Source organism: Variovorax humicola, from assembly GCF_037889915.1.
Taxonomy (GTDB): domain Bacteria; phylum Pseudomonadota; class Gammaproteobacteria; order Burkholderiales; family Burkholderiaceae_C; genus Variovorax; species Variovorax humicola.
Map to the genome: position 1 here is coordinate 1 of NZ_JBBKZV010000018.1, position 17,007 is coordinate 17,007.

Annotated in this window: 20 protein-coding genes and 2 pseudogenes; 17 read left to right on the forward strand and 5 right to left on the reverse strand. The window is 63.2% G+C overall.

Annotation, left to right across the window (positions count from 1 at the left end; translation table 11 throughout):
- From WKW80_RS23395 to WKW80_RS23445, 11 genes and pseudogenes are all read left to right on the forward strand, one after another.
- A pseudogene (locus WKW80_RS23395) lies at positions 1–637 on the forward strand (dihydroxy-acid dehydratase domain-containing protein); the annotation flags it as partial.
- Positions 638–693: 56 nt separating this feature from the next.
- Positions 694–1,344, forward strand: a complete 651-nt coding sequence (gene eda / locus WKW80_RS23400) for a bifunctional 4-hydroxy-2-oxoglutarate aldolase/2-dehydro-3-deoxy-phosphogluconate aldolase (protein WP_340365966.1) — start codon at positions 694–696, stop codon at positions 1,342–1,344.
- Positions 1,341–2,510 carry a YncE family protein gene (locus WKW80_RS23405; RefSeq protein WP_340365967.1) on the forward strand — a complete coding sequence of 390 codons (1,170 nt, stop codon included), beginning with the start codon at positions 1,341–1,343 and terminating at the stop codon, positions 2,508–2,510. Before eda ends, WKW80_RS23405 begins: the two co-directional genes overlap by 4 nt.
- A gap of 19 nt (positions 2,511–2,529) precedes the next feature.
- Entirely contained in the window at positions 2,530–3,513 is a 984-nt protein-coding gene (locus tag WKW80_RS23410; RefSeq protein ID WP_340365968.1) for a 2-hydroxyacid dehydrogenase, read from the forward strand.
- Between the two features lie 4 nt (positions 3,514–3,517).
- Positions 3,518–4,345 (forward strand): shikimate dehydrogenase family protein, encoded by an 828-nt coding sequence (locus WKW80_RS23415; RefSeq protein ID WP_340365969.1) that lies wholly within the window; start codon positions 3,518–3,520, stop codon positions 4,343–4,345.
- Between the two features lie 107 nt (positions 4,346–4,452).
- A complete protein-coding gene (locus WKW80_RS23420; protein ID WP_340365970.1) occupies positions 4,453–5,124 on the forward strand; it encodes an amino acid ABC transporter permease in 672 nt (223 codons plus the stop codon).
- 40 nt (positions 5,125–5,164) lie between these two features.
- The gene (locus WKW80_RS23425) at positions 5,165–5,818 is read left to right on the forward strand and encodes an amino acid ABC transporter permease (RefSeq protein WP_340365971.1); all 654 of its coding nucleotides are present in this window, start codon (positions 5,165–5,167) and stop codon (positions 5,816–5,818) included.
- A 63-nt stretch (positions 5,819–5,881) separates the two neighbouring features.
- Positions 5,882–6,682, forward strand: coding sequence for a transporter substrate-binding domain-containing protein (locus tag WKW80_RS23430; protein ID WP_340366073.1), 801 nt, complete (start codon positions 5,882–5,884; stop codon positions 6,680–6,682).
- Between the two features lie 8 nt (positions 6,683–6,690).
- On the forward strand, positions 6,691–7,479 hold the full coding sequence (locus tag WKW80_RS23435) for an amino acid ABC transporter ATP-binding protein (RefSeq protein ID WP_340365972.1): 789 nt from the start codon (positions 6,691–6,693) through the stop codon (positions 7,477–7,479).
- Between the two features lie 5 nt (positions 7,480–7,484).
- Complete coding sequence (locus WKW80_RS23440; protein WP_340365973.1) at positions 7,485–8,435, forward strand: sugar kinase; 951 nt, start codon at positions 7,485–7,487, stop codon at positions 8,433–8,435.
- Positions 8,436–8,495: 60 nt separating this feature from the next.
- Positions 8,496–9,548, forward strand: coding sequence for a LacI family DNA-binding transcriptional regulator (locus tag WKW80_RS23445; RefSeq protein ID WP_340365974.1), 1,053 nt, complete (start codon positions 8,496–8,498; stop codon positions 9,546–9,548).
- A gap of 137 nt (positions 9,549–9,685) precedes the next feature.
- On the opposite strand, the gene WKW80_RS23450 is transcribed toward WKW80_RS23445, so the two are convergent.
- The 3 genes and pseudogenes from WKW80_RS23450 to WKW80_RS23465 form a co-directional block, all read right to left on the reverse strand.
- The gene (locus WKW80_RS23450; RefSeq protein WP_340365975.1) at positions 9,686–10,069 is read right to left on the reverse strand and encodes an SDR family oxidoreductase; all 384 of its coding nucleotides are present in this window, start codon (positions 10,067–10,069) and stop codon (positions 9,686–9,688) included.
- Between the two features lie 345 nt (positions 10,070–10,414).
- Positions 10,415–10,963: pseudogene (locus tag WKW80_RS37375) on the reverse strand (helix-turn-helix domain-containing protein); the annotation flags it as partial.
- A gap of 178 nt (positions 10,964–11,141) precedes the next feature.
- Positions 11,142–11,453 carry a hypothetical protein gene (locus WKW80_RS23465; RefSeq protein WP_340365978.1) on the reverse strand — a complete coding sequence of 104 codons (312 nt, stop codon included), beginning with the start codon at positions 11,451–11,453 and terminating at the stop codon, positions 11,142–11,144.
- A gap of 181 nt (positions 11,454–11,634) precedes the next feature.
- On the opposite strand from WKW80_RS23465, the gene WKW80_RS23470 reads away from it, so the two are divergent.
- The 4 genes from WKW80_RS23470 (at position 11,635) to WKW80_RS23485 (ending at position 13,587) form a co-directional block, all read left to right on the forward strand.
- The gene (locus WKW80_RS23470; RefSeq protein ID WP_340365979.1) at positions 11,635–11,937 is read left to right on the forward strand and encodes a hypothetical protein; all 303 of its coding nucleotides are present in this window, start codon (positions 11,635–11,637) and stop codon (positions 11,935–11,937) included.
- 398 nt (positions 11,938–12,335) lie between these two features.
- Positions 12,336–12,599, forward strand: a complete 264-nt coding sequence (locus WKW80_RS23475; protein WP_340365980.1) for a DUF3606 domain-containing protein — start codon at positions 12,336–12,338, stop codon at positions 12,597–12,599.
- A gap of 22 nt (positions 12,600–12,621) precedes the next feature.
- Entirely contained in the window at positions 12,622–12,921 is a 300-nt protein-coding gene (locus tag WKW80_RS23480; RefSeq protein WP_340365981.1) for a hypothetical protein, read from the forward strand.
- A 228-nt stretch (positions 12,922–13,149) separates the two neighbouring features.
- The gene (locus WKW80_RS23485; protein ID WP_340365982.1) at positions 13,150–13,587 is read left to right on the forward strand and encodes a hypothetical protein; all 438 of its coding nucleotides are present in this window, start codon (positions 13,150–13,152) and stop codon (positions 13,585–13,587) included.
- A gap of 131 nt (positions 13,588–13,718) precedes the next feature.
- On the opposite strand, the gene WKW80_RS23490 is transcribed toward WKW80_RS23485, so the two are convergent.
- Together WKW80_RS23490 and WKW80_RS23495 are read right to left on the reverse strand one after the other, a co-directional pair.
- Positions 13,719–14,309 (reverse strand): acyl-homoserine-lactone synthase, encoded by a 591-nt coding sequence (locus tag WKW80_RS23490; protein ID WP_340365983.1) that lies wholly within the window; start codon positions 14,307–14,309, stop codon positions 13,719–13,721.
- 76 nt (positions 14,310–14,385) lie between these two features.
- Complete coding sequence (locus tag WKW80_RS23495; protein WP_340365984.1) at positions 14,386–14,778, reverse strand: DUF4902 domain-containing protein; 393 nt, start codon at positions 14,776–14,778, stop codon at positions 14,386–14,388.
- Between the two features lie 300 nt (positions 14,779–15,078).
- Here WKW80_RS23495 and WKW80_RS23500 point away from each other — a divergent pair, with 300 nt between their 5' ends.
- Positions 15,079–15,792 carry an autoinducer binding domain-containing protein gene (locus WKW80_RS23500; RefSeq protein ID WP_340365985.1) on the forward strand — a complete coding sequence of 238 codons (714 nt, stop codon included), beginning with the start codon at positions 15,079–15,081 and terminating at the stop codon, positions 15,790–15,792.
- 208 nt (positions 15,793–16,000) lie between these two features.
- Positions 16,001–16,783 (forward strand): hypothetical protein, encoded by a 783-nt coding sequence (locus WKW80_RS23505; RefSeq protein WP_340365986.1) that lies wholly within the window; start codon positions 16,001–16,003, stop codon positions 16,781–16,783.
- Positions 16,784–17,007: the final 224 nt, after the last annotated feature.

The window sequence follows — 17,007 nt, forward strand, 5'->3', positions numbered from 1 at the left end:
CCTGAAGCTGCTGGGCGGCAACCTCGGAAGGGCCGTCATCAAGACCTCGGCGGTCAAGCCCGAGCACCGCGTGGTGCAGGCGCCGGCGCTGGTGTTCGACACGCAGGAGGCGGTGATGGCGGCCTTCGATCGCGGCGAATTGCGCCGCGACTTTGTCGCGGTGGTCCGCTTCCAGGGCCCGCGCGCCAACGGCATGCCCGAGCTGCACAAGCTCACGCCGCTCCTGGGTGTGCTGCAGGACCAGGGCTTCCGCGTGGCGCTGGTCACCGATGGCCGCATGTCGGGCGCTTCGGGCAAGGTGCCGGCGGCGATCCATGTGACGCCGGAGTGCCTCGCGGGCGGACCGCTCGCGCGGGTGCGCGACGGCGACATGATCGTGCTGGACGGCGAGCGCGGCCTGCTCGAAGCGCGCGTCGACGCGGCCGAGTGGCAGGCGCGGCAGCCCGCGCTCGCCGATCTCGAAGAGTCGCGCCATGGCATGGGGCGCGAACTGTTCGCGGCGTTCCGTGCCAACGCGTTGGGCGCGGAGGAGGGCGCCGTCACGTTCCAGGCGGCCGAGCCCGCCACTGCGGTGAGCGCCGCCCACGACGCACCCCTGCATGGCCATTTCGTGTTTGCCGAGGGCGTTGCAGCATGAACGCCGCGCAGCCTCAGGCAAGCTCGCACCGCAGTGCGAAGCACGGAGCTCGCGTCATGGACATCCTGGACATCATGCGCACCGGCCCGGTCATCCCGGTCATCGTCATCGACAGGCTGGAGGACGCGGTGCCGCTGGCACGCGCGCTGGTGGCCGGCGGCGTTCGCGTGCTCGAGTTGACCTTGCGAACGCCGGTGGCACTGAAGGCGATCGAGGCCATCGCCAACGAGGTCGAAGGCGCGATCATTGGCGTCGGAACGATCGCGCGGGTGCAGGACTTCGACGCCTCGCTCAAGGCCGGCGCGCTGTTCGGCGTGAGTCCGGGCCTGACGCCTGAGTTGATCGCCGCAGCCCGCGACAGTGCGCTGCCCTTGTTGCCGGGCGTGATGACGCCGTCCGACGTCATTGCTGCGCGCGCGGCGGGCTTCACGGAACTCAAGCTCTTCCCGGCGCAGCAGGCCGGTGGCATCGGCATGCTGAAGGCCCTGGCCGGTCCGTTTCCCGATGTGACTTTCTGTCCGACCGGCGGCATCTCCGCGGCCACCGCCGCGGATTTCCTCGTACTGCCCAACGTCGCGTGCGTCGGCGGATCGTGGCTCACGCCCGCCGAGGCCGTGGCGGGCAAGGACTGGGCCCGCATCACCGAACTCGCACGCCAAGCCTGCGCGCTGGCGCGCCCCGCCCTCCAAGGCGAAACATCCTCATGACCTTCAAACTCGCAGCCGCGCTCGCCTGCGGCATTGCCATGACCACTCCCTCGCTTGCAGCCGACCTTATCGTTTCGACCAATGACGCCAAGTACCAGCGCGTCGCGGGCACCGACACATTTCCGTCGAATGCCGGCCCCGACACGCTCAACGTGATCGATGCCTCTCGCTTTCCGCCGCGCATCGTCGCGACGGTCGAGGTTGCAGCCACCATCGCCGGCCCGCCTCAGGCCGTTGCCATCACGCCCGATGGCAAGCTCGCGATCGTCTCGGCGCCGAACCGCTACGACCATGCGACGCAGAAGAACATCCTGGAGAACTACCTCCAGGTCGTCGACCTGGAGGCCACGCCGCCGCGCGTGGTCGGCAAGGTGCCGGTCGCGCACCATCCGCAGGGACTGGCCGTGAACCGCGCCGGCACCATGCTGCTGGCGGCCACCGTGGGCGGCACCGTCGCGTCGTTCGAGATCAAGGGCAAGACGCTGGTCGCCACCGGAGACCTGGCGCTGTCGAAAGGGCGCCTGGCCGGCATCAGCTTCGCGCCGGACGGCATGTCGGCACTGGTGGCGCTTCGCGACGAGCAGGGCGTGGTGGTGCTGGACGTGGCGCCCGGCGCGGTCACGACAAGTCGCGAGAGGGTCTCCAGCGGCATCGCGCCCTATTCGGTCGACGTGTCCAGCGATGGCCGTTGGGCGGTGGTCAGCAATGTCGGACTGGCGGGCCTGCCGGGCGATGTGGGCATGCTGGCGGGCGACGCCGACACGGTGACGCTGATCGACATCTCCAGGCGGCCTTTCCGCGCGGTTCAGCACATGACGGTGCCTTCGCTGCCCGAAGGGGCTGCGATCTCGCCTGACGGTCGCTGGATCGCTGCGCAGTCGATGGACGGCTCGAACCTGAAGCCCGACAATCCGGGCCGCCGCGAGCGCGGCAAGCTGGTGTTGTTCGAGATCCGGGACGGGCAGGCCCAACGTGTCGGCGAGTTGCCGGCCGGCGAGGGCGGGCAGGGCGTGGTATTCACTGCCGACAGCAAATACATCCTCGTCCAGTTCAATGTCGAGAAGCAGATCGCCGTGTTCGCGGTCGATGCCGGCAAGCTGCGCGACACCGGCGAACGCCTCGCTGTTCCCGGCGGACCATCGTCGATCCGTTCGATGCCGCGCTGAATCATCAAGGAGTACGAACATGAGTGAATCACGCAAGAAGGTGGTGGTGTTCAGAAAGCTTCCGGACGATCTGCTGGAGCGCATTCGCGCGCAGCACGACGTGACCGTTGCCGACCCACGCCGCCCCGATGAACTGCCGCGCTTCCGTGCCGCGTTGCATGACGCGCAGGGCCTGATCGGATCGAGTTTCAAGCTCACGGCCGATGACCTGGCAAGCGCACCTGCGCTGGAAGTCGTATCCAGCATCTCGGTCGGCATCGACAACTACGACCTGGCCTATTTGAAGCAGCGTGGCATCGTGCTGTGCCATACCCCTGGCGTGCTGACGGAAACCACCGCCGACACGGTGTTCGCGCTGGTCATCGCCACCTCGCGCCGGCTCGTCGAACTCTCCGCGCTGGTGCGGGAAGGGCAGTGGACACGCAACATCGGCGAAGAGTTGTTCGGCTGGGACGTGCACGGCAAGACTCTCGGCGTGCTGGGATTCGGGCGCATCGGGCAGGCTGTCGCACGACGCGCTGCGCTGGGCTTCGGCATGCCGGTGCTGTTCCACGATCCATTCGACGTGCCGGTTCCATCCGAGTTGGCGGGCCGGGCGTCGCGAGCGCCATTCGAAGAGGTGCTGGCGCGCGCCGACATCGTCGCCCTGACGCTGCCGCTCGCGGAGGAGACCCGCGGACTGATGGACGCCGACGCGTTTTCCCGGATGAAGCAGGGCGCCATCTTCGTCAACGGTTCGCGCGGCGCCATCGTGCAGGAGGCGGCATTGCTCGACGCGCTCGACAGCGGCCACCTGCGCGCGGCGGGCCTCGACGTGTTCGCGGTCGAGCCGTTGCCGCAGGATTCGCGGCTGCGCACGCATCCGAAGGTGACGCCGCTGCCGCACATCGGCTCTGCGACACACGAGACGCGCCGCGCCATGGCCGAGCTCGCGACCGACAACCTCCTGAAGACGCTGGCCGGCCAACCGCCGGTCGCCGCATTCGACCTCTCCAAGGTGTAGCACCATGCCCAGTTCCATCCCCACGCTGTGCGGCTCGCTCGCGGGTCAGCCCTTCACGTTCAATGTCAAGGTCCACAACGCCGCGTACCGCGCGCTGGGTGTGGATTACACCTTCGTGTGCTTCGGTGTCGACGATGCGGCGGGTGGCGTGCAGGCCATTCGCACGCTCGGCATCCGAGGAATGAACGTGACGATGCCGCACAAGCAGGCCGTGATACCCCACCTGGACGCACTGGACGACACGGCTCGCGAGATCGGGGCCGTCAACACCATCGACAACCGCGACGGCGTTCTTACGGGCTACAACACCGACTGCATCGGGGCGGTGCGCGCCATCGAGGAGGCCAGCCCGCTCGAAGGCCGGCGTGTCGCGCTGCTGGGCGCAGGCGGTGCGGCGCGCGCCATCGCTTGGGGCATGCGACGCGCCGGCGCGAAGGTCACGCTGTTCAATCGCACCGCCGAGCGCGGCGAGGCCTTTGCGCGCGAGTTCGGCATCGAGTTTGCGGGAGCGCCGTCGGCGTTCAATGCCTCGGATTTCGATGGTGTCGTCAATGCCACCGCCGCCGGCTATCGCGCGCCGGATGTCAGCCCGCTCGCGCCCGGCCAACTGGCGCAGCACCTCTTCGTCATGGACGCGGCGTTCATACCGGTCGAGACAAAACTCATCCGCGACGCGCGCTCGGTGGGCTGTCGCACCGTGAATGGCAGCCGCATGCTGCTGCATCAGTTCTGCGGCCAGGTCGAGCTTTACACCGGCAAGCCGGCGCCGTTCGAAGTGATGAGCGTCGCGCTGCTCGACGAGATCGCACGTTCGCAGCAGTCGCCGGTCTGACAACGGCCCTGATTCGAACCACTTCGGGAAATCCCTAGTGGTGTACTGAAACCGGTTTCATACAATCCATTCATCGCATCGAATCAACGGACACGGAGACACTTCAAGTGAACTATCAGTTTCAGTTCGACGCCGTTCTGGCGGCTTGGCCGCTCTTGCTCAAGGGCACCTGGATCACCATCCAGCTCTCGCTCGTCGCCACGCTGCTTGGCCTGGTGGTTGCAGTTTTCTGCGCCTGGGGCAAGACCTCGGGGCCCGGCTGGCTGCGCTTCATCGTCAACGCCTACATCGAGGTGATCCGCAACACCCCGTTCCTGGTGCAGCTGTTCTTCTTCTTCTTTGCCCTGCCTTCCATCGGCCTGCGTTGGTCGCCCTACACGGCCGCGTTGACGGCGATGGTGGTCAACCTGGGCGCCTACGCTGCGGAGATCGTGCGCGCCGGCATCGAATCGATTCCGAAGGGCCAGATCGAAGCCGGACGCGCACTCAACCTCAAGGGCTGGGAGATCTTCCGTTTCGTGATCATCAAGCCGGCGCTCAAGGCGATCTACCCCGCGCTCACGAGCCAGTTCATCCTGCTGATGCTGAGCTCGGCGGTGGTGTCGGTCATCTCCGCAGATGACCTGACCTCGGTGGCGGCCAACCTGCAATCGCAGACCTTCCGCAGCTTCGAGATCTACATCGTCGTGGCGGCAATCTACCTGGCGCTCGCGCTCACCTTCTCGACGCTGTTCAAGCTCATCTACAACGGCGCGCTCAACTACCCCGACCGGCGCTGAACGAGCACCTGCCCATCAACGCCAAGCGGAGACAAACACCATGCGTACCTTCGGCTTTTCCGAATTCCTTTTCATCCTCGAAGCGGCCAAGTGGACACTGGCGCTGTCGCTGATCGCCTTCATCGGCGGTGCAATCCTCGGCCTGGTGATCGCGTTGGCGCGCACCTCGGATAGCCGGGCCGCCCAGGTGCTGTCCACCGGCTTCATCCAGATCTTCCAGGGCACGCCACTGCTGCTGCAACTCTTTCTGATCTTCTTCGGCGCGCCCGTGATCGGCATCGAGATCAATCCATGGGTCGCCGCGGGCGTGGCGCTGATCCTCAACAGCGCGGCCTTCCTGGGCGAAATCTGGCGCGGCTGCATCCAGTCGATTCCGCGCGGCCAGGTCGAAGCAGCACAGGCGCTCAATCTCGACTACACCTCCCGCATGCGCGACGTGGTGCTGCCCCAGGCCTTCAAGATCGCGCTGGCCCCCACCGTGGGCTACGTGGTGCAGATCATCAAGGGCACCTCGCTGGCGGCGATCATCGGCTTCACCGAGATCACGCGTGCCGGCCAGATCATCAACAACGCTACATTCCAGCCGGTGGAGGTGTTTGGCACCGTGGCAGCCCTGTACTTCATCATCTGCTGGCCGCTCTCGCTGCTGGCAGCGCAGATGGAACGCAGGCGTGCCGTGGCGCTGGCCCGCTGATCCTTCGACAGTTTTGCACGCACAACCCAAGGAGACATTCACATGATTCAGTTGACTCGCCAGATGACCCGCCAGGTGACCCGCCGCACAGCGGCCATCGGCCTCGCAGCCGCCGCGCTCACCGTGTTCGCACCTTTCGCGTCGGCCCAGAGCGTGGCCGACATCAAGAAGAAGGGTGAACTCACCGTCGGCATGCTGGTGGACTTTCCGCCGTACGGCACGACCAACGCGCAGAACCAGCCCGACGGCTACGACGCCGACGTCGCCAGGCTCCTGGCCAAGGATCTCGGCGTCAAGGCCAACCTCGTGCCGGTGACCGGGCCCAACCGCATTCCCTTCCTGTTGACCAACAAGGTCGACGTGCTGGTGGCTTCGCTGGCGGTCACGCCCGAGCGTGCCAAGCAGGTGGATTTCTCGGTACCGTACGCCGCCGCTTCGATCGTGCTCTTTGGCGCGCAGAAGGTCGAGATCAAGTCGCCGGCCGACCTCAAGGGCAAGCGCGTCGGCGTCGCCCGCGCCAGCACGCAGGACATCGCGCTCGCGGCCGTCGCCCCCGAGGGCACCGAGGTGCGCCGCTTCGACGACGACGCCTCGGCCATGCAGGCGCTGATGTCGGGCCAGGTGGATGCCATTGGCTGCTCGACCACCGTGGCCGCGCAGATCGCCAAGCGCGCGCCGGCCAACACCTACGAGCAGAAACTCGTGTTGCGCCAGCAGGTGATGGGCATCGCGATGCGCCCCGGCCAGGCCGAACTCAAGAAGACCCTGGACGATTTCGTCGCCCGCAACAAGGCCAACGGGGAACTCAACAAGCTCTATCAGAAATGGCTCGGGACCGACTTCCCGACCATGCCCAACTCGTGAGGAACGTCATGGAAGAAGTCAACGTGCACCTGCCCGATCACGCACTGGGCGAGCCCATCATCCGGCTCGAAGGCGTGAACAAGTTCTACGGGCAGTTCCAGGTGCTGACCGGCATCGACCTGTCGGTGCGCGCCGGCGAACGCATCGTCGTCTGCGGCCCTTCGGGCTCGGGCAAGTCCACGCTGATCCGCTGCATCAACCGGCTCGAAGTCGTGCAGCAGGGCAAGATCGTGGTCGACGGCATCGAACTCACGGCCGGCGGCAAGAACGTCGATGCGGTGCGCGCCGAGGTCGGCATGGTGTTCCAGCAGTTCAACCTGTTCCCGCATCTCACCATCCTGCAGAACTGCACGCTGGCGCCGATGCGCTCGCGCGGCATGTCGAAGGAGCAGGCCGAAGAGGTCGCGATGAAGTACCTCAAGCGCGTGCGCATTCCCGAGCAGGCCAACAAGTACCCGAGCCAGCTCTCGGGCGGGCAACAGCAGCGCGTGGCGATTGCACGCGCCCTGTGCATGAGCCCCAAGATCATGCTGTTCGACGAGCCGACTTCGGCACTCGACCCGGAGATGGTCAAGGAAGTGCTCGACACCATGATCGGCCTGGCCGAAGATGGCATGACCATGTTGTGCGTGACGCACGAGATGGGATTCGCGCGCAGCGTGGCCGACCGCGTGATCTTCATGGCCGATGGACGCATCGTGGAGCAGGGGCCGCCGCAGGAGTTTTTCGGCAATCCGAAGCATGAGAAGCTGCGCCAGTTCCTCGGACAGATCCTCAGTTCACACCAGGCCCATTGATCAACATGAGCGACACTGAATTCGACGTGGCATTGTTCGGCGAGGCGATGCTGCTGCTGGTGGCGGACAAGCCGGGCCCGATCGAGGAAGCCACCGGTTTCCACAAGCGCACGGCCGGCGCCGAAACCAATGTGGCCATCGGCCTTTCGCGCCTAGGGCTCAAGGTGGGATGGGCCAGCCGCCTTGGCACGGACTCCATGGGCCGCTCGCTGATTGCGAGCATGAAGGCCGAGGGCATCGATTGCTCGCACGTGATCTGCGATTCCGCCCAGCGCACCGGCTTCCAGTTCAAGGGCCGCGTCACCGACGGCAGCGATCCGCCGGTCGAGTACCACCGCAAGGGCTCCGCCGCGAGCCACATGGGGCCGGCCGATGTCGACGAAGCCTGGCTGCGCTCGGCCCGCCATCTGCATGCGACCGGCGTCTTCCCGGCCATCTCCGACACCAGCCTGCAGGCCTCCATCAAGACCATGGACGTGATGCGCGCCGCCGGACGCACGATCTCGTTCGACACCAACCTGCGCCCCACGCTGTGGGCCTCGACCGAGGTGATGCGCCACTGGATCAACCACCTTGCCTCGCTCGCCGACTGGGTGTTGCCGGGCATCGAAGAGGGCCTGCTTCTGACCGGCCATGACACCGCCGAGGGCGTCGCGCGGTTCTATCGCGACCGCGGCGCGAAGCTCGTGGTGGTCAAGCTCGGCGCCGCCGGCGCCTACTTCGACAGCGACGTGGCCGGCAGCGGCTATGTCGACGGTTTTCCCGTGAAGAAGGTGATCGACACCGTGGGCGCGGGCGATGGCTTCGCGGCCGGCGTGGTCAGTGCCTTGCTCGAAAGGCGCAGCGTGCCGGATGCGGTGCGTCGCGGCGCGTGGATCGGCGCGCGTGCGGTGCAGGTGCTGGGCGATACCGAAGGCCTGCCGACGCGCGAAGAACTGCGGCAGGGCGGATTCTAGAATCGACCGTTTTCTCATCCTCGATCGGCACTGTTCAATGACGTGCACCGTCAGCTATCCATGAACGAGAGGTTGCAAGTTCGACGCCCCACCATCGCGGCCGTAGCGGCGTCCGCCGGCGTGTCCAAGGCCACTGTTTCGCGATATTTCAATCACGAGGAGTTGCTGACGCCCGACATCGCGGCACGCGTCAAGAAGGCGATAACAGAACTGGACTACGCGCCCAGCCCGATGGCACAAGCGTTGAGCCGGGGTCGCTCGCGATTGATTGGCTTGATCGTGGCGGACATCACCAATCCCTATTCCGTAGCGGTGTTGAGGGGGGCAGAGAAGGCATGTCAGGAAGGTGGCTACCTGGTCATGCTGTTCAACCTGGGAAATGCGATCGGACGCGAGCGCGAGGCCATCGACGCGCTGGCTGGCTATCAGGTCGACGGCTTCATTCTGAACACGCTGGGCAGAGGCGCCGGGGTCATGGAGGCCCTTGAGCGCAACGGCAAGCCGGCGGTGTTGGTGGATCGCCGACACAGCGGCATGACGGCCGATTTCGTGGCCCTGGACAGCGCGGGCGCGATGGTGGCCGCCTGCAACCACCTTGTCGAGAATGGCTACCGTGAACTCATGTACGTCACCGAGCCGAAGAAGGGCGTCAGCAGTCGGCGTGAACGTGCAACCGCGTTCAACAAATTCAGTTCATCGCACGCGACACGTGTGGCAGGACAAGTCTTCGAGTATTCGGAGGAGAGCGGAAGCTTGCTGGAGGACGCAATACGTGCGCTCATCGCCCGCGCAAGATCCGCGAAGGATGGTCGCCGCGCTGCCGTCATTTCCGGCAATGCCGTGGTCACGTTGCGGATCGCAAGCATCGCGGCGCAGTGCAACTGGAAGTTTGGCGCCGATGTGGGGTTTCTCGGGTTTGACGATCCCGAGTGGGCACCACTGATCGGGCCCGGGCTGAGTGCCATTGCACAACCCACCGACGCGATCGGACGCACGGCAGCAACCTGCCTGATAGACCGGTTGCACGGTGAGCAGGCACCACCCCGCCAGATCCTGCTGCCTGGTCAATTGGTTGTACGAGGATCGTCGGACACACGGGGTGGACGCGATTGAAAGGCCCCCGAAACGCCGTGGCCACGGCGCCTCTGCGGTCGCGCGAAAGTAGGGCGGGGTACAGGAGCATCTCGAACGACTTCAGGCTTTCCCCTTCGCATTGAGCCGTCGCCATGGCGAAGGGCAGGGGCGATTCGTCACCAGACCTTCATTCCGCCGTCAACGACGATGTCGGTCCCGGTGACGTACGAACTGTCGTCGGACGCCAGAAACAGGGCGACCCGCGCCACTTCCTCGGGACGACCGAGTCGACCAGCAGTCTGCCGAGCATGTAGCGGGCCCATTCCGGATTCTTCAGCTGCTCGCGTCTGGTTGGTTTCGATGACGCCGGTCGAGATGGAGTTGGCTCGTATGCCGTGGTGACGGCCCTCCATCGCGAGTTGCCGAGTCATGCCGATGATCCGATGATCCCGGCCTTTGCCGTGGTGTGAGCCAACGATCCCAGGTTCTCGAAGCTCATCAGCGCCGTCAGCGAAGCCATGTTCACGATCACGCCGCGACTGGCCTTGAGGTGCGGCCATGCCGCGCGGGCGAGATAGCTATTCGGGAGAAAACGGACATTACTACTCGGGGCCTACAGCCCATGACAATCCCAAGTTCAAATGTCGCATTGCCAGCAAAGTTGAAATGTCGCATTTCTTCATTCTTGAATGACTCCAGCGAACGCAGTGACTGCCTGGCCCCTTTGCATGCGCACAGGCTTGCCAACCGAAGGCACCACGATCGTCATTTCAGCGCTGCGTGATGACCCGAATGGCTTGCAGACGCTCCATCACGGCCAGTTCGAGGTCTTCGCTGGTGAACTGGCTCGAGCATTTGGCGCCAGGCAGAGCCTTGCGAGGGTAGGGCGCCTGCCCCTGATTTTTCAGCTCGAACAGCGCACGGCCGTACTGAGTGACGCCGCGGCCGAAGTCGACCGAGTCACGCACCGAACGGAAGATGCTGGCCTTGTCACTATAGAACGCCACGGGCTTGCCATGTTCCTCGAGGTAGGCCCGCGTGGCCTCGAAGTACGCCAAGGCCGATTCAGTCGGCACGAAGTGCAATTGCATCATTGCATCAGCCGGCTGGTGGCGTCATCGATTTCATCGATGAACACCATGACATTCCTCCAGCTTCTCGGCGGCCAGCGTTGGGCCGAAGTCGGCGTAGCGCTCGCGAATGAGTTTGACAGCGCGCTCGGCAATCCCCGGGGCCAGTTGGTTATTGCTGAGACGCCCGCGCTTGCGTGAGACCAAGCCGGAGGGCTCGTCGTCCAAATAGCGACTCACCGGTCGCTCGATCTGCTTTCGGCTCATGCCGAGCCGCTGCGCAGCTTGGGCGACCCGTAGCAATGCGATCGACCACCGCATGAATCGTCTTGAGCCGATTGGCTTCGCGTTCGTCATAGTGATCGTCGCAGCAGGTGTCGACATGGCCATGCCTCGGTGCTCGGAGCAGCCAACTTTGCAACATTTGAACTTTGCTCGAATGCTCCCACGGCCAAAAAATACAATGTATATTATGTTAAATTCAAAATTAAGCGTACTTCAGCGCATACAGGCATACAGGACGTTGGCGCCCGCTACCCTTGTCGTCCATTAGACCGTGCCGCTAGTCGTCGTTGGGATGAAAGCCGGTAGTCACGCCTGGCGCGCGCATGCGATCCAGCGCGGCGAACCCTTCCTCGCGGTCGACGATGCACCACCAGGTCTGTACGCACCGGATTGCCGCGCTCTTGGCACCCTTGAACAGCAGTTCCGTGCCTTCGATCATTACGCCGCCTTCCTTGATCTGGACCACCTTGGCCCAGTGGAGGTCGTGCGTGAGGCTGTGCTCGAGTCGGCGCGGATCGAGCAACTTTGCCACCATCGCCTGAGCGCCGAAGCGGTGGCGCGCCTCGGGTGCCACTCGCCGGAAGTCCAAGATGCCGCGAAAGGGGTGCGCCTCTACAACCTGGCTTCGGCCTAGCCATGAGCCGCGGAAACGCAATAGATAGACGACGCAAAACACTGGATAAGCATACAGCTCCAGCCGAGTCGGCAGTTGTCGTCCAATAGACGTTTGTGATACTTTTGCGCTACCGTTTTGTTGCGCGGAGCGTGCGATGAACCTGGATCCCTCCCCCACAGCCATGCCGTTGGCCCCCGCCGAATGGACGATGGACTTCAGTCGCGAGGGCCGCAATCAATACGTTGCCCAAGTGAAGCGAGCGGGCATGCCGATGTGCAGGCTGTCTCTTATGCAGAGCGACTTAACCGAAGCTGACGCGCACGCGGAGCTGGCCGATAAGGCGCGCCAATGGATCGGTGAATATCTGGGTCGTTCGATCCTGGAGGCCGCGGGACCCGCCAACACCCACGGGGCATTCACGCACGAGAACTGTCGAGCGACGCAATACACTGGTTAAGCGTACAGCGTCGAGGGTGTGCAAAATGTCCGAGCGGCACTGCCGCGGGGCTTCAGCATGGGGGCGTACGTCGTCGGCAGGTGTCATACCCGCGCCTGATCTCTGGCGCCGTTTCGTGTCCTTTGTGTTCAGGTCAGAATAAGGTTCGCCCCGTACAATTTGATTGGACAGTCATCAGCGTTTGGTAGAGGACGTTGGCCAGACTCTTTCTGGCCAGTTCCTCGAGTCTGAAGGCTCTCGCGTAGTTTCGGTTTGGCCGTCAATCTTGATCTCGTACCGCCAGCCGCGCTGGTCGAAATCGATGGCCGTTCCGATAGCAGCACCGGTGGCGATGATGTGACACAGGACAATTTCTGTCAGAACAATGGGGAGAGTTCCACGTGGCAAACCGAGAGAGGTTGGTCGACCATCTGCAAGCGCTGGCAGCCGCGGAGCGGCAGTCAGCCGCCCGCGATCACCTTGCAGAATTGGAGACTCACATGCCCGACGACCCAAGCAAAACCGCGCTGGATAGAAAGCTCATCTCCCTTGAGGAACCGCACGAAGTCCAATGGTGGACCAAGGCCCTTGGACTCACCGAACCGGAGCTTCGACTTGCCGTCAGGAACGCCGGCAGCAACTCGGTGGAAAAAGTGCGTGAGTACCTCGCGCAGAAGAAATAGTTCGGCCGCAAAAGGGGCATCCATGAATCCAGGACCGACACCCGACGAACGGATCGATGCGATTGAAAAATTTCTGGCGCAGCTGGTGCTGCTGCTTGAAGTGGAGCCAGACGTCAACCGGGAGACGATAGGTTCGTGGCTCCAGGTTTGCTCCGCTGCGGCGCGCGCGCACCGGGCGCAGACGCCGCGCCAGCAGGCGGTGTTCAAGCAACTTTGCGAGCGGGTCTTGTCATTGGACGAGGACACGAAACCAGACGCTGCAGCATTGCAAGCCCTGCGCTCCGCGATGCAGAGAATGAACCGACCTTCTCTTGGAGCGTAGTCAGGAAATCGAATTCGCTTGCGGCTGCCTATGGAGTGCGGCCAACAGGGGCAAGGTCACTGACGCGATCCAGCCCTTCTCGCTGTGCACAAGCCTCGCAATTCGAGGCAGCGTGACCTTTTAACGCTTGACGCAATCACCCGCGCGCCATCGGCGCGCGCCGGACGAACTCACCGTGCGAAACTTTGCATCGAAAGCAATTGGTGGAATGCGGACTGGGTGGCCAGAATGCACGAAGCTCGTCACGAACTCATGAACACAAGTGATCTCACGGTAATCGAGCGCGCGCGGACGTCGGTCGAGGACATCATCACGTCAAGATACCTTGGCATCCAGGCGGTGCCCACACTCTCGCCGTCGGACTTTGCGCAACTTACGCCCGCGCAACAGGAAGCCGAGCGTTGGATGGCCGAAGAAAATGAACGCGGCAACCGTATGCGCGTGGGTCTGCACATGTGCCTGAGCGCGGCCATCGTGGCATTGCAGACGGCCGAAAAGCTGATGCATGACTTCCCGGACCTGCCTCCGCAGCTGCGAACTCAAGCCTTGCTCAAATGTTCCGAGGACGCAATGGTCGCGTCAGATGCGGCGCGACACGCGGCAGCAGTTCTTTCCGGCGAAGAGATCCCCGAAACCGAGTCGTTTTTCGAGAGTTCCCAGCTCTGAGCAGACGCAACGCGAACAGCGCACGATTGGAGCGGTTCATGCCCTCGGCGGCATGACTGCTTCAGAAACTCGGAGGCGCATTCCATGACGACCTGCAAGCCCGGCGCTAGGTTGCCCTTGTGACTTCGCAATCAGTGCGTTGTCTTCACCAGTGCCTTCTGGTTTCGCTCGTCCACGTCGATCCAGCATGCAAAGATCGGATGGCCATCGACGATCATCGGCGGCGCTGCACGGTAGGCGCGGATCCCGCCGCGGCGCAACAGCCGCTCGATGCCCAGCGGAGACACGGTAATGATGCGCTGCGCGCCCTGCTCTGCCGCCACGGCGATCGCCTTCTCCAGCAGTTGCGTTGCCACTTCAGAAGAAAACTGACGCATCGCACCGCCGTGAGTGGCGTTGAAGTCGACCGCTGCAAAACGCGATAGCTCCCAGATGCGTGCGTCGCAAGGCGGCGCGGAGCCGCCCATCAATTGCGGAAATACTTCGCCCAGAAGGTACGGGTTGGTCGTCGGCAGCAATCGCGCGGTTCCCACGATGTGACCGTCGTCATCGCGGGCTGCGATATAGAGAGTATCAGCGTGATCGAACTGGTCTTTCTCAAGACCATGTTCTGTCACAAGGTCCCACCCCAATGTCTCGACGAATACTTTATACCTATAGCGCCCGACGTCTTCAAGAACCTGTTGCGCGAGAGAACCAGGGCGGCCTGCCAATATTTCCATTTGCTACTTTCCCGATGATGGTATCGGGGCATTTCAGCGTCGGTATGCCGCGGGCGAAACTATCAGATCTGGTAGGTCAGGATGAATAGCGCTTGCACACGGCATCGAACGCCGGCGCGTTCCAGTCGAAGTTGTCGATGAAGGATGCCAGTACTTCAAGGCTTTCCTCCCAAGGCAGCGGATTGCGCTCGCCGCTGACGACGAGCACGTTGGTGCGCGGAAGTCCCAGGCGTACCACACGCGACGAGGTCGGGCGGGTCTCGAGCTGCCAGTCCCAGCCCAACGTGACGCTCGGTTCCTGCGTGCTGACCCACTCGGTATAGCCACACAGCGTGGTGCTCGCCCCACACGGTGTTGCGGCCTGGTCGACCAGGTCCTCGTCGATCCCTGATATGAGGTGGACCAGGTTGAGGCTGTCGAGATCGTGTTGTCGCAGTCGCAGCAGGCCGTCCATTGAAGTTGCACTCATCGATTGATCCCTATGAAAAGTCGCACAACGCAAGGGTGCGTCGCGCATTGAGTTCGGGACGGAGAGCTTGCGTGCGTCCGCGCATTTGATCAACCCACCACTTGTGACAGGCTCCCCATAGCTGAGGCGAAATGCACGGATCGAACGAATCGCTGCTACGTACCGCGCCAATTTACGATTCCGTAACAGTTGCTGATGGGTTAGATTGATGGACTTGGCAATGCCTCCATCGCGAGCAAATCACGGACTCGCTTCCATGCAACTCACCGCAGCTCTCGTGCGACTTTCTTCCGGCCTTCCATGCAGACATTCAAAGAGAATCTGCTGACCGCGCTTGATCGTGCGGAAAGCGAGGAAGTGGTGTTTGCTGCACTGCTTGCCGAAGCGCAACGACTGGGGTTCGAGCATTGCGCCTATGGCCTGCGACTGGCAGCGCCAATTTCGAATCCGAAAGTCCTGACCCTCAACAACTATCCGTCGGCGTGGCAGTTGCGATACCAGCAAGCTGGCTACATGGCGATCGACCCCAGTGTTCGCCACGGCCACCTCAGCCGGGATCCGTTGGTGTGGGGCGAAAAACTCTTTGCGTCCACCGAGACGTTCTGGTCCGAAGCCAAGGAACACGGCTTGCGCGTCGGCTGGGCGCAGTCGAGTCTCGATGGATTCGGCGTCGGCGGCATGCTTACCTTGTCCCGTTCGAGCGAGGCACTGACGGACACTGAACTGCAGGACAAGGAAATCGAGATGCGATGGCTGGTGCAAGCTGCGCACCTGTCCCTGGCGCGGCTGATGAAGCCCAAGCTTGCAGTCCAGCTCGATGCGCCGTTGACCCCGCGCGAAATCGAAGTTCTCAAATGGAGTGCAGACGGAAAGACGGCTGCGGAGATCGGCGACATCCTGAGCATCTCGGTGCCTACCGTGAACTTCCACATCAAGAATGTGATTCAGAAGATGAAGACGGCCAACAAGACTGCTGCCGTGGTCCAGGCGCTGATGTCCGGGCTGCTCTACTGAGCGCTGCACGGGCACTCCGAGCCCCGGCAAGACTCCGGTCGCCGCCCAGAATTTCATTGCGCAGACATTCACCGGCTGTCGGCGCCATCCCTTTCAAGCAACCTCCGATCTGTGCGAAAAGTCGCATTTCAGCGCCGGTTTGCGGCTGTCTTTGAACCATACCTACCACTATTGTTAGTTACCTTTAGTTTCGGTTTTCCGTCCAATCATGGACATGGAAATCGCAAGTCTTCTTACCAGCGCAGAGATTCGGGTGCATTTGTCGGCAGGCGCATTGATCGCCTGCGAAATGAAGCGCACCTGGGGTAAGTCTGCAGTCTCACGCAAGGCCAGTTTCGAATTCATTGCCGGCGAGCGAGCTATCGCAATGGACGCGCTGGCGACGTGGATCGCCGACGCGCCTGCTCGTCGGACCATCGTCTGGATCGTGGGCACGACCGAGGCGCAATATTTCATGCTCCCTTGGTCTCCTGCCCACCAGGACCGAGTACTTCGTGACGCCTATGCGCGCGAGCGGTTCGAGCAGCTCTACGAGCAGGACGCCTCTCAGGCGCGATTCTGCTTCGCCGAACAATCCGCAGGAAAGGGCCAACTGGTCTCGTGCATCTCCAACGAGCTTCACGCCGAACTGGTTGCGCATGCCGAAAGCGCAGGATGCGAACTCGCAGGCATCAAGCCGTCCATCTCGGCGGTTTGGGATCGCTTTCGGGATGTGCTGGAAACCGAGCAGGGAACGCTTTGCGTGGTCGACGGCGATCGCCAAGCGATTGTTCGGCACAACAAGACGCACATTGAAGACATCGTGGTGAAGGCGCGTGGCGAAATCCCGCCAGCGCCCGCGTCACGTCAGGGCGTCTTTCGCCTTTTCTCGAACGCGGCCACGCGCGAGCCTGCCTCCAAGCCCTATGCAAATCTGAATCTGCCCACCAGGCGCGGCTTCGTTGCAGCACAGGATGCCGCATATTCGTTTGCCCTTTGCGGAGCGCTTTGATCGCGCGGCGATGAGTTGCGGCAATGACTGCACGCTCGCACACAGTGCCGAGCCAATGGCGAACAGCAGGATGGCCCAGAAATAGGCAGCCCGCGCGCCGAACAGGTCGGCCAGCCAACCCGAAGCGGGGGTGAGCATGGGCATCGTCAACGTATAGGCCACGACCTCGGGCACCATCTGCAGCGCAAAGTTGGCAACCCATCATTTGGCGGAGTGCCTCTTGC

Excerpts from the sequence above, each read along its gene's own strand:
- WKW80_RS23480 (WP_340365981.1), top strand. The coding sequence starts at position 12,622 with ATGAATCCAGGACCGACACCCGACGAACGGATCGATGCGATTGAAAAA.
- WKW80_RS23500 (WP_340365985.1), top strand. The coding sequence starts at position 15,079 with ATGCAGACATTCAAAGAGAATCTGCTGACCGCGCTTGATCGTGCGGAA.
- WKW80_RS23450 (WP_340365975.1), bottom strand. The coding sequence starts at position 10,069 with ATGGCCGCACCTCAAGGCCAGTCGCGGCGTGATCGTGAACATGGCTTC.
- WKW80_RS23410 (WP_340365968.1), top strand. The coding sequence starts at position 2,530 with ATGAGTGAATCACGCAAGAAGGTGGTGGTGTTCAGAAAGCTTCCGGAC.
- WKW80_RS23470 (WP_340365979.1), top strand. The coding sequence starts at position 11,635 with ATGAACCTGGATCCCTCCCCCACAGCCATGCCGTTGGCCCCCGCCGAA.
- WKW80_RS23445 (WP_340365974.1), top strand. The coding sequence starts at position 8,496 with ATGAACGAGAGGTTGCAAGTTCGACGCCCCACCATCGCGGCCGTAGCG.
- WKW80_RS23440 (WP_340365973.1), top strand. The coding sequence starts at position 7,485 with ATGAGCGACACTGAATTCGACGTGGCATTGTTCGGCGAGGCGATGCTG.
- WKW80_RS23415 (WP_340365969.1), top strand. The coding sequence starts at position 3,518 with ATGCCCAGTTCCATCCCCACGCTGTGCGGCTCGCTCGCGGGTCAGCCC.
- WKW80_RS23405 (WP_340365967.1), top strand. The coding sequence starts at position 1,341 with ATGACCTTCAAACTCGCAGCCGCGCTCGCCTGCGGCATTGCCATGACC.
- WKW80_RS23490 (WP_340365983.1), bottom strand. The coding sequence starts at position 14,309 with ATGGAAATATTGGCAGGCCGCCCTGGTTCTCTCGCGCAACAGGTTCTT.
- WKW80_RS23425 (WP_340365971.1), top strand. The coding sequence starts at position 5,165 with ATGCGTACCTTCGGCTTTTCCGAATTCCTTTTCATCCTCGAAGCGGCC.
- WKW80_RS23495 (WP_340365984.1), bottom strand. The coding sequence starts at position 14,778 with ATGAGTGCAACTTCAATGGACGGCCTGCTGCGACTGCGACAACACGAT.
- WKW80_RS23435 (WP_340365972.1), top strand. The coding sequence starts at position 6,691 with ATGGAAGAAGTCAACGTGCACCTGCCCGATCACGCACTGGGCGAGCCC.
- eda (WP_340365966.1), top strand. The coding sequence starts at position 694 with ATGGACATCCTGGACATCATGCGCACCGGCCCGGTCATCCCGGTCATC.
- WKW80_RS23505 (WP_340365986.1), top strand. The coding sequence starts at position 16,001 with ATGGACATGGAAATCGCAAGTCTTCTTACCAGCGCAGAGATTCGGGTG.
- WKW80_RS23430 (WP_340366073.1), top strand. The coding sequence starts at position 5,882 with ATGACCCGCCAGGTGACCCGCCGCACAGCGGCCATCGGCCTCGCAGCC.
- WKW80_RS23485 (WP_340365982.1), top strand. The coding sequence starts at position 13,150 with ATGCACGAAGCTCGTCACGAACTCATGAACACAAGTGATCTCACGGTA.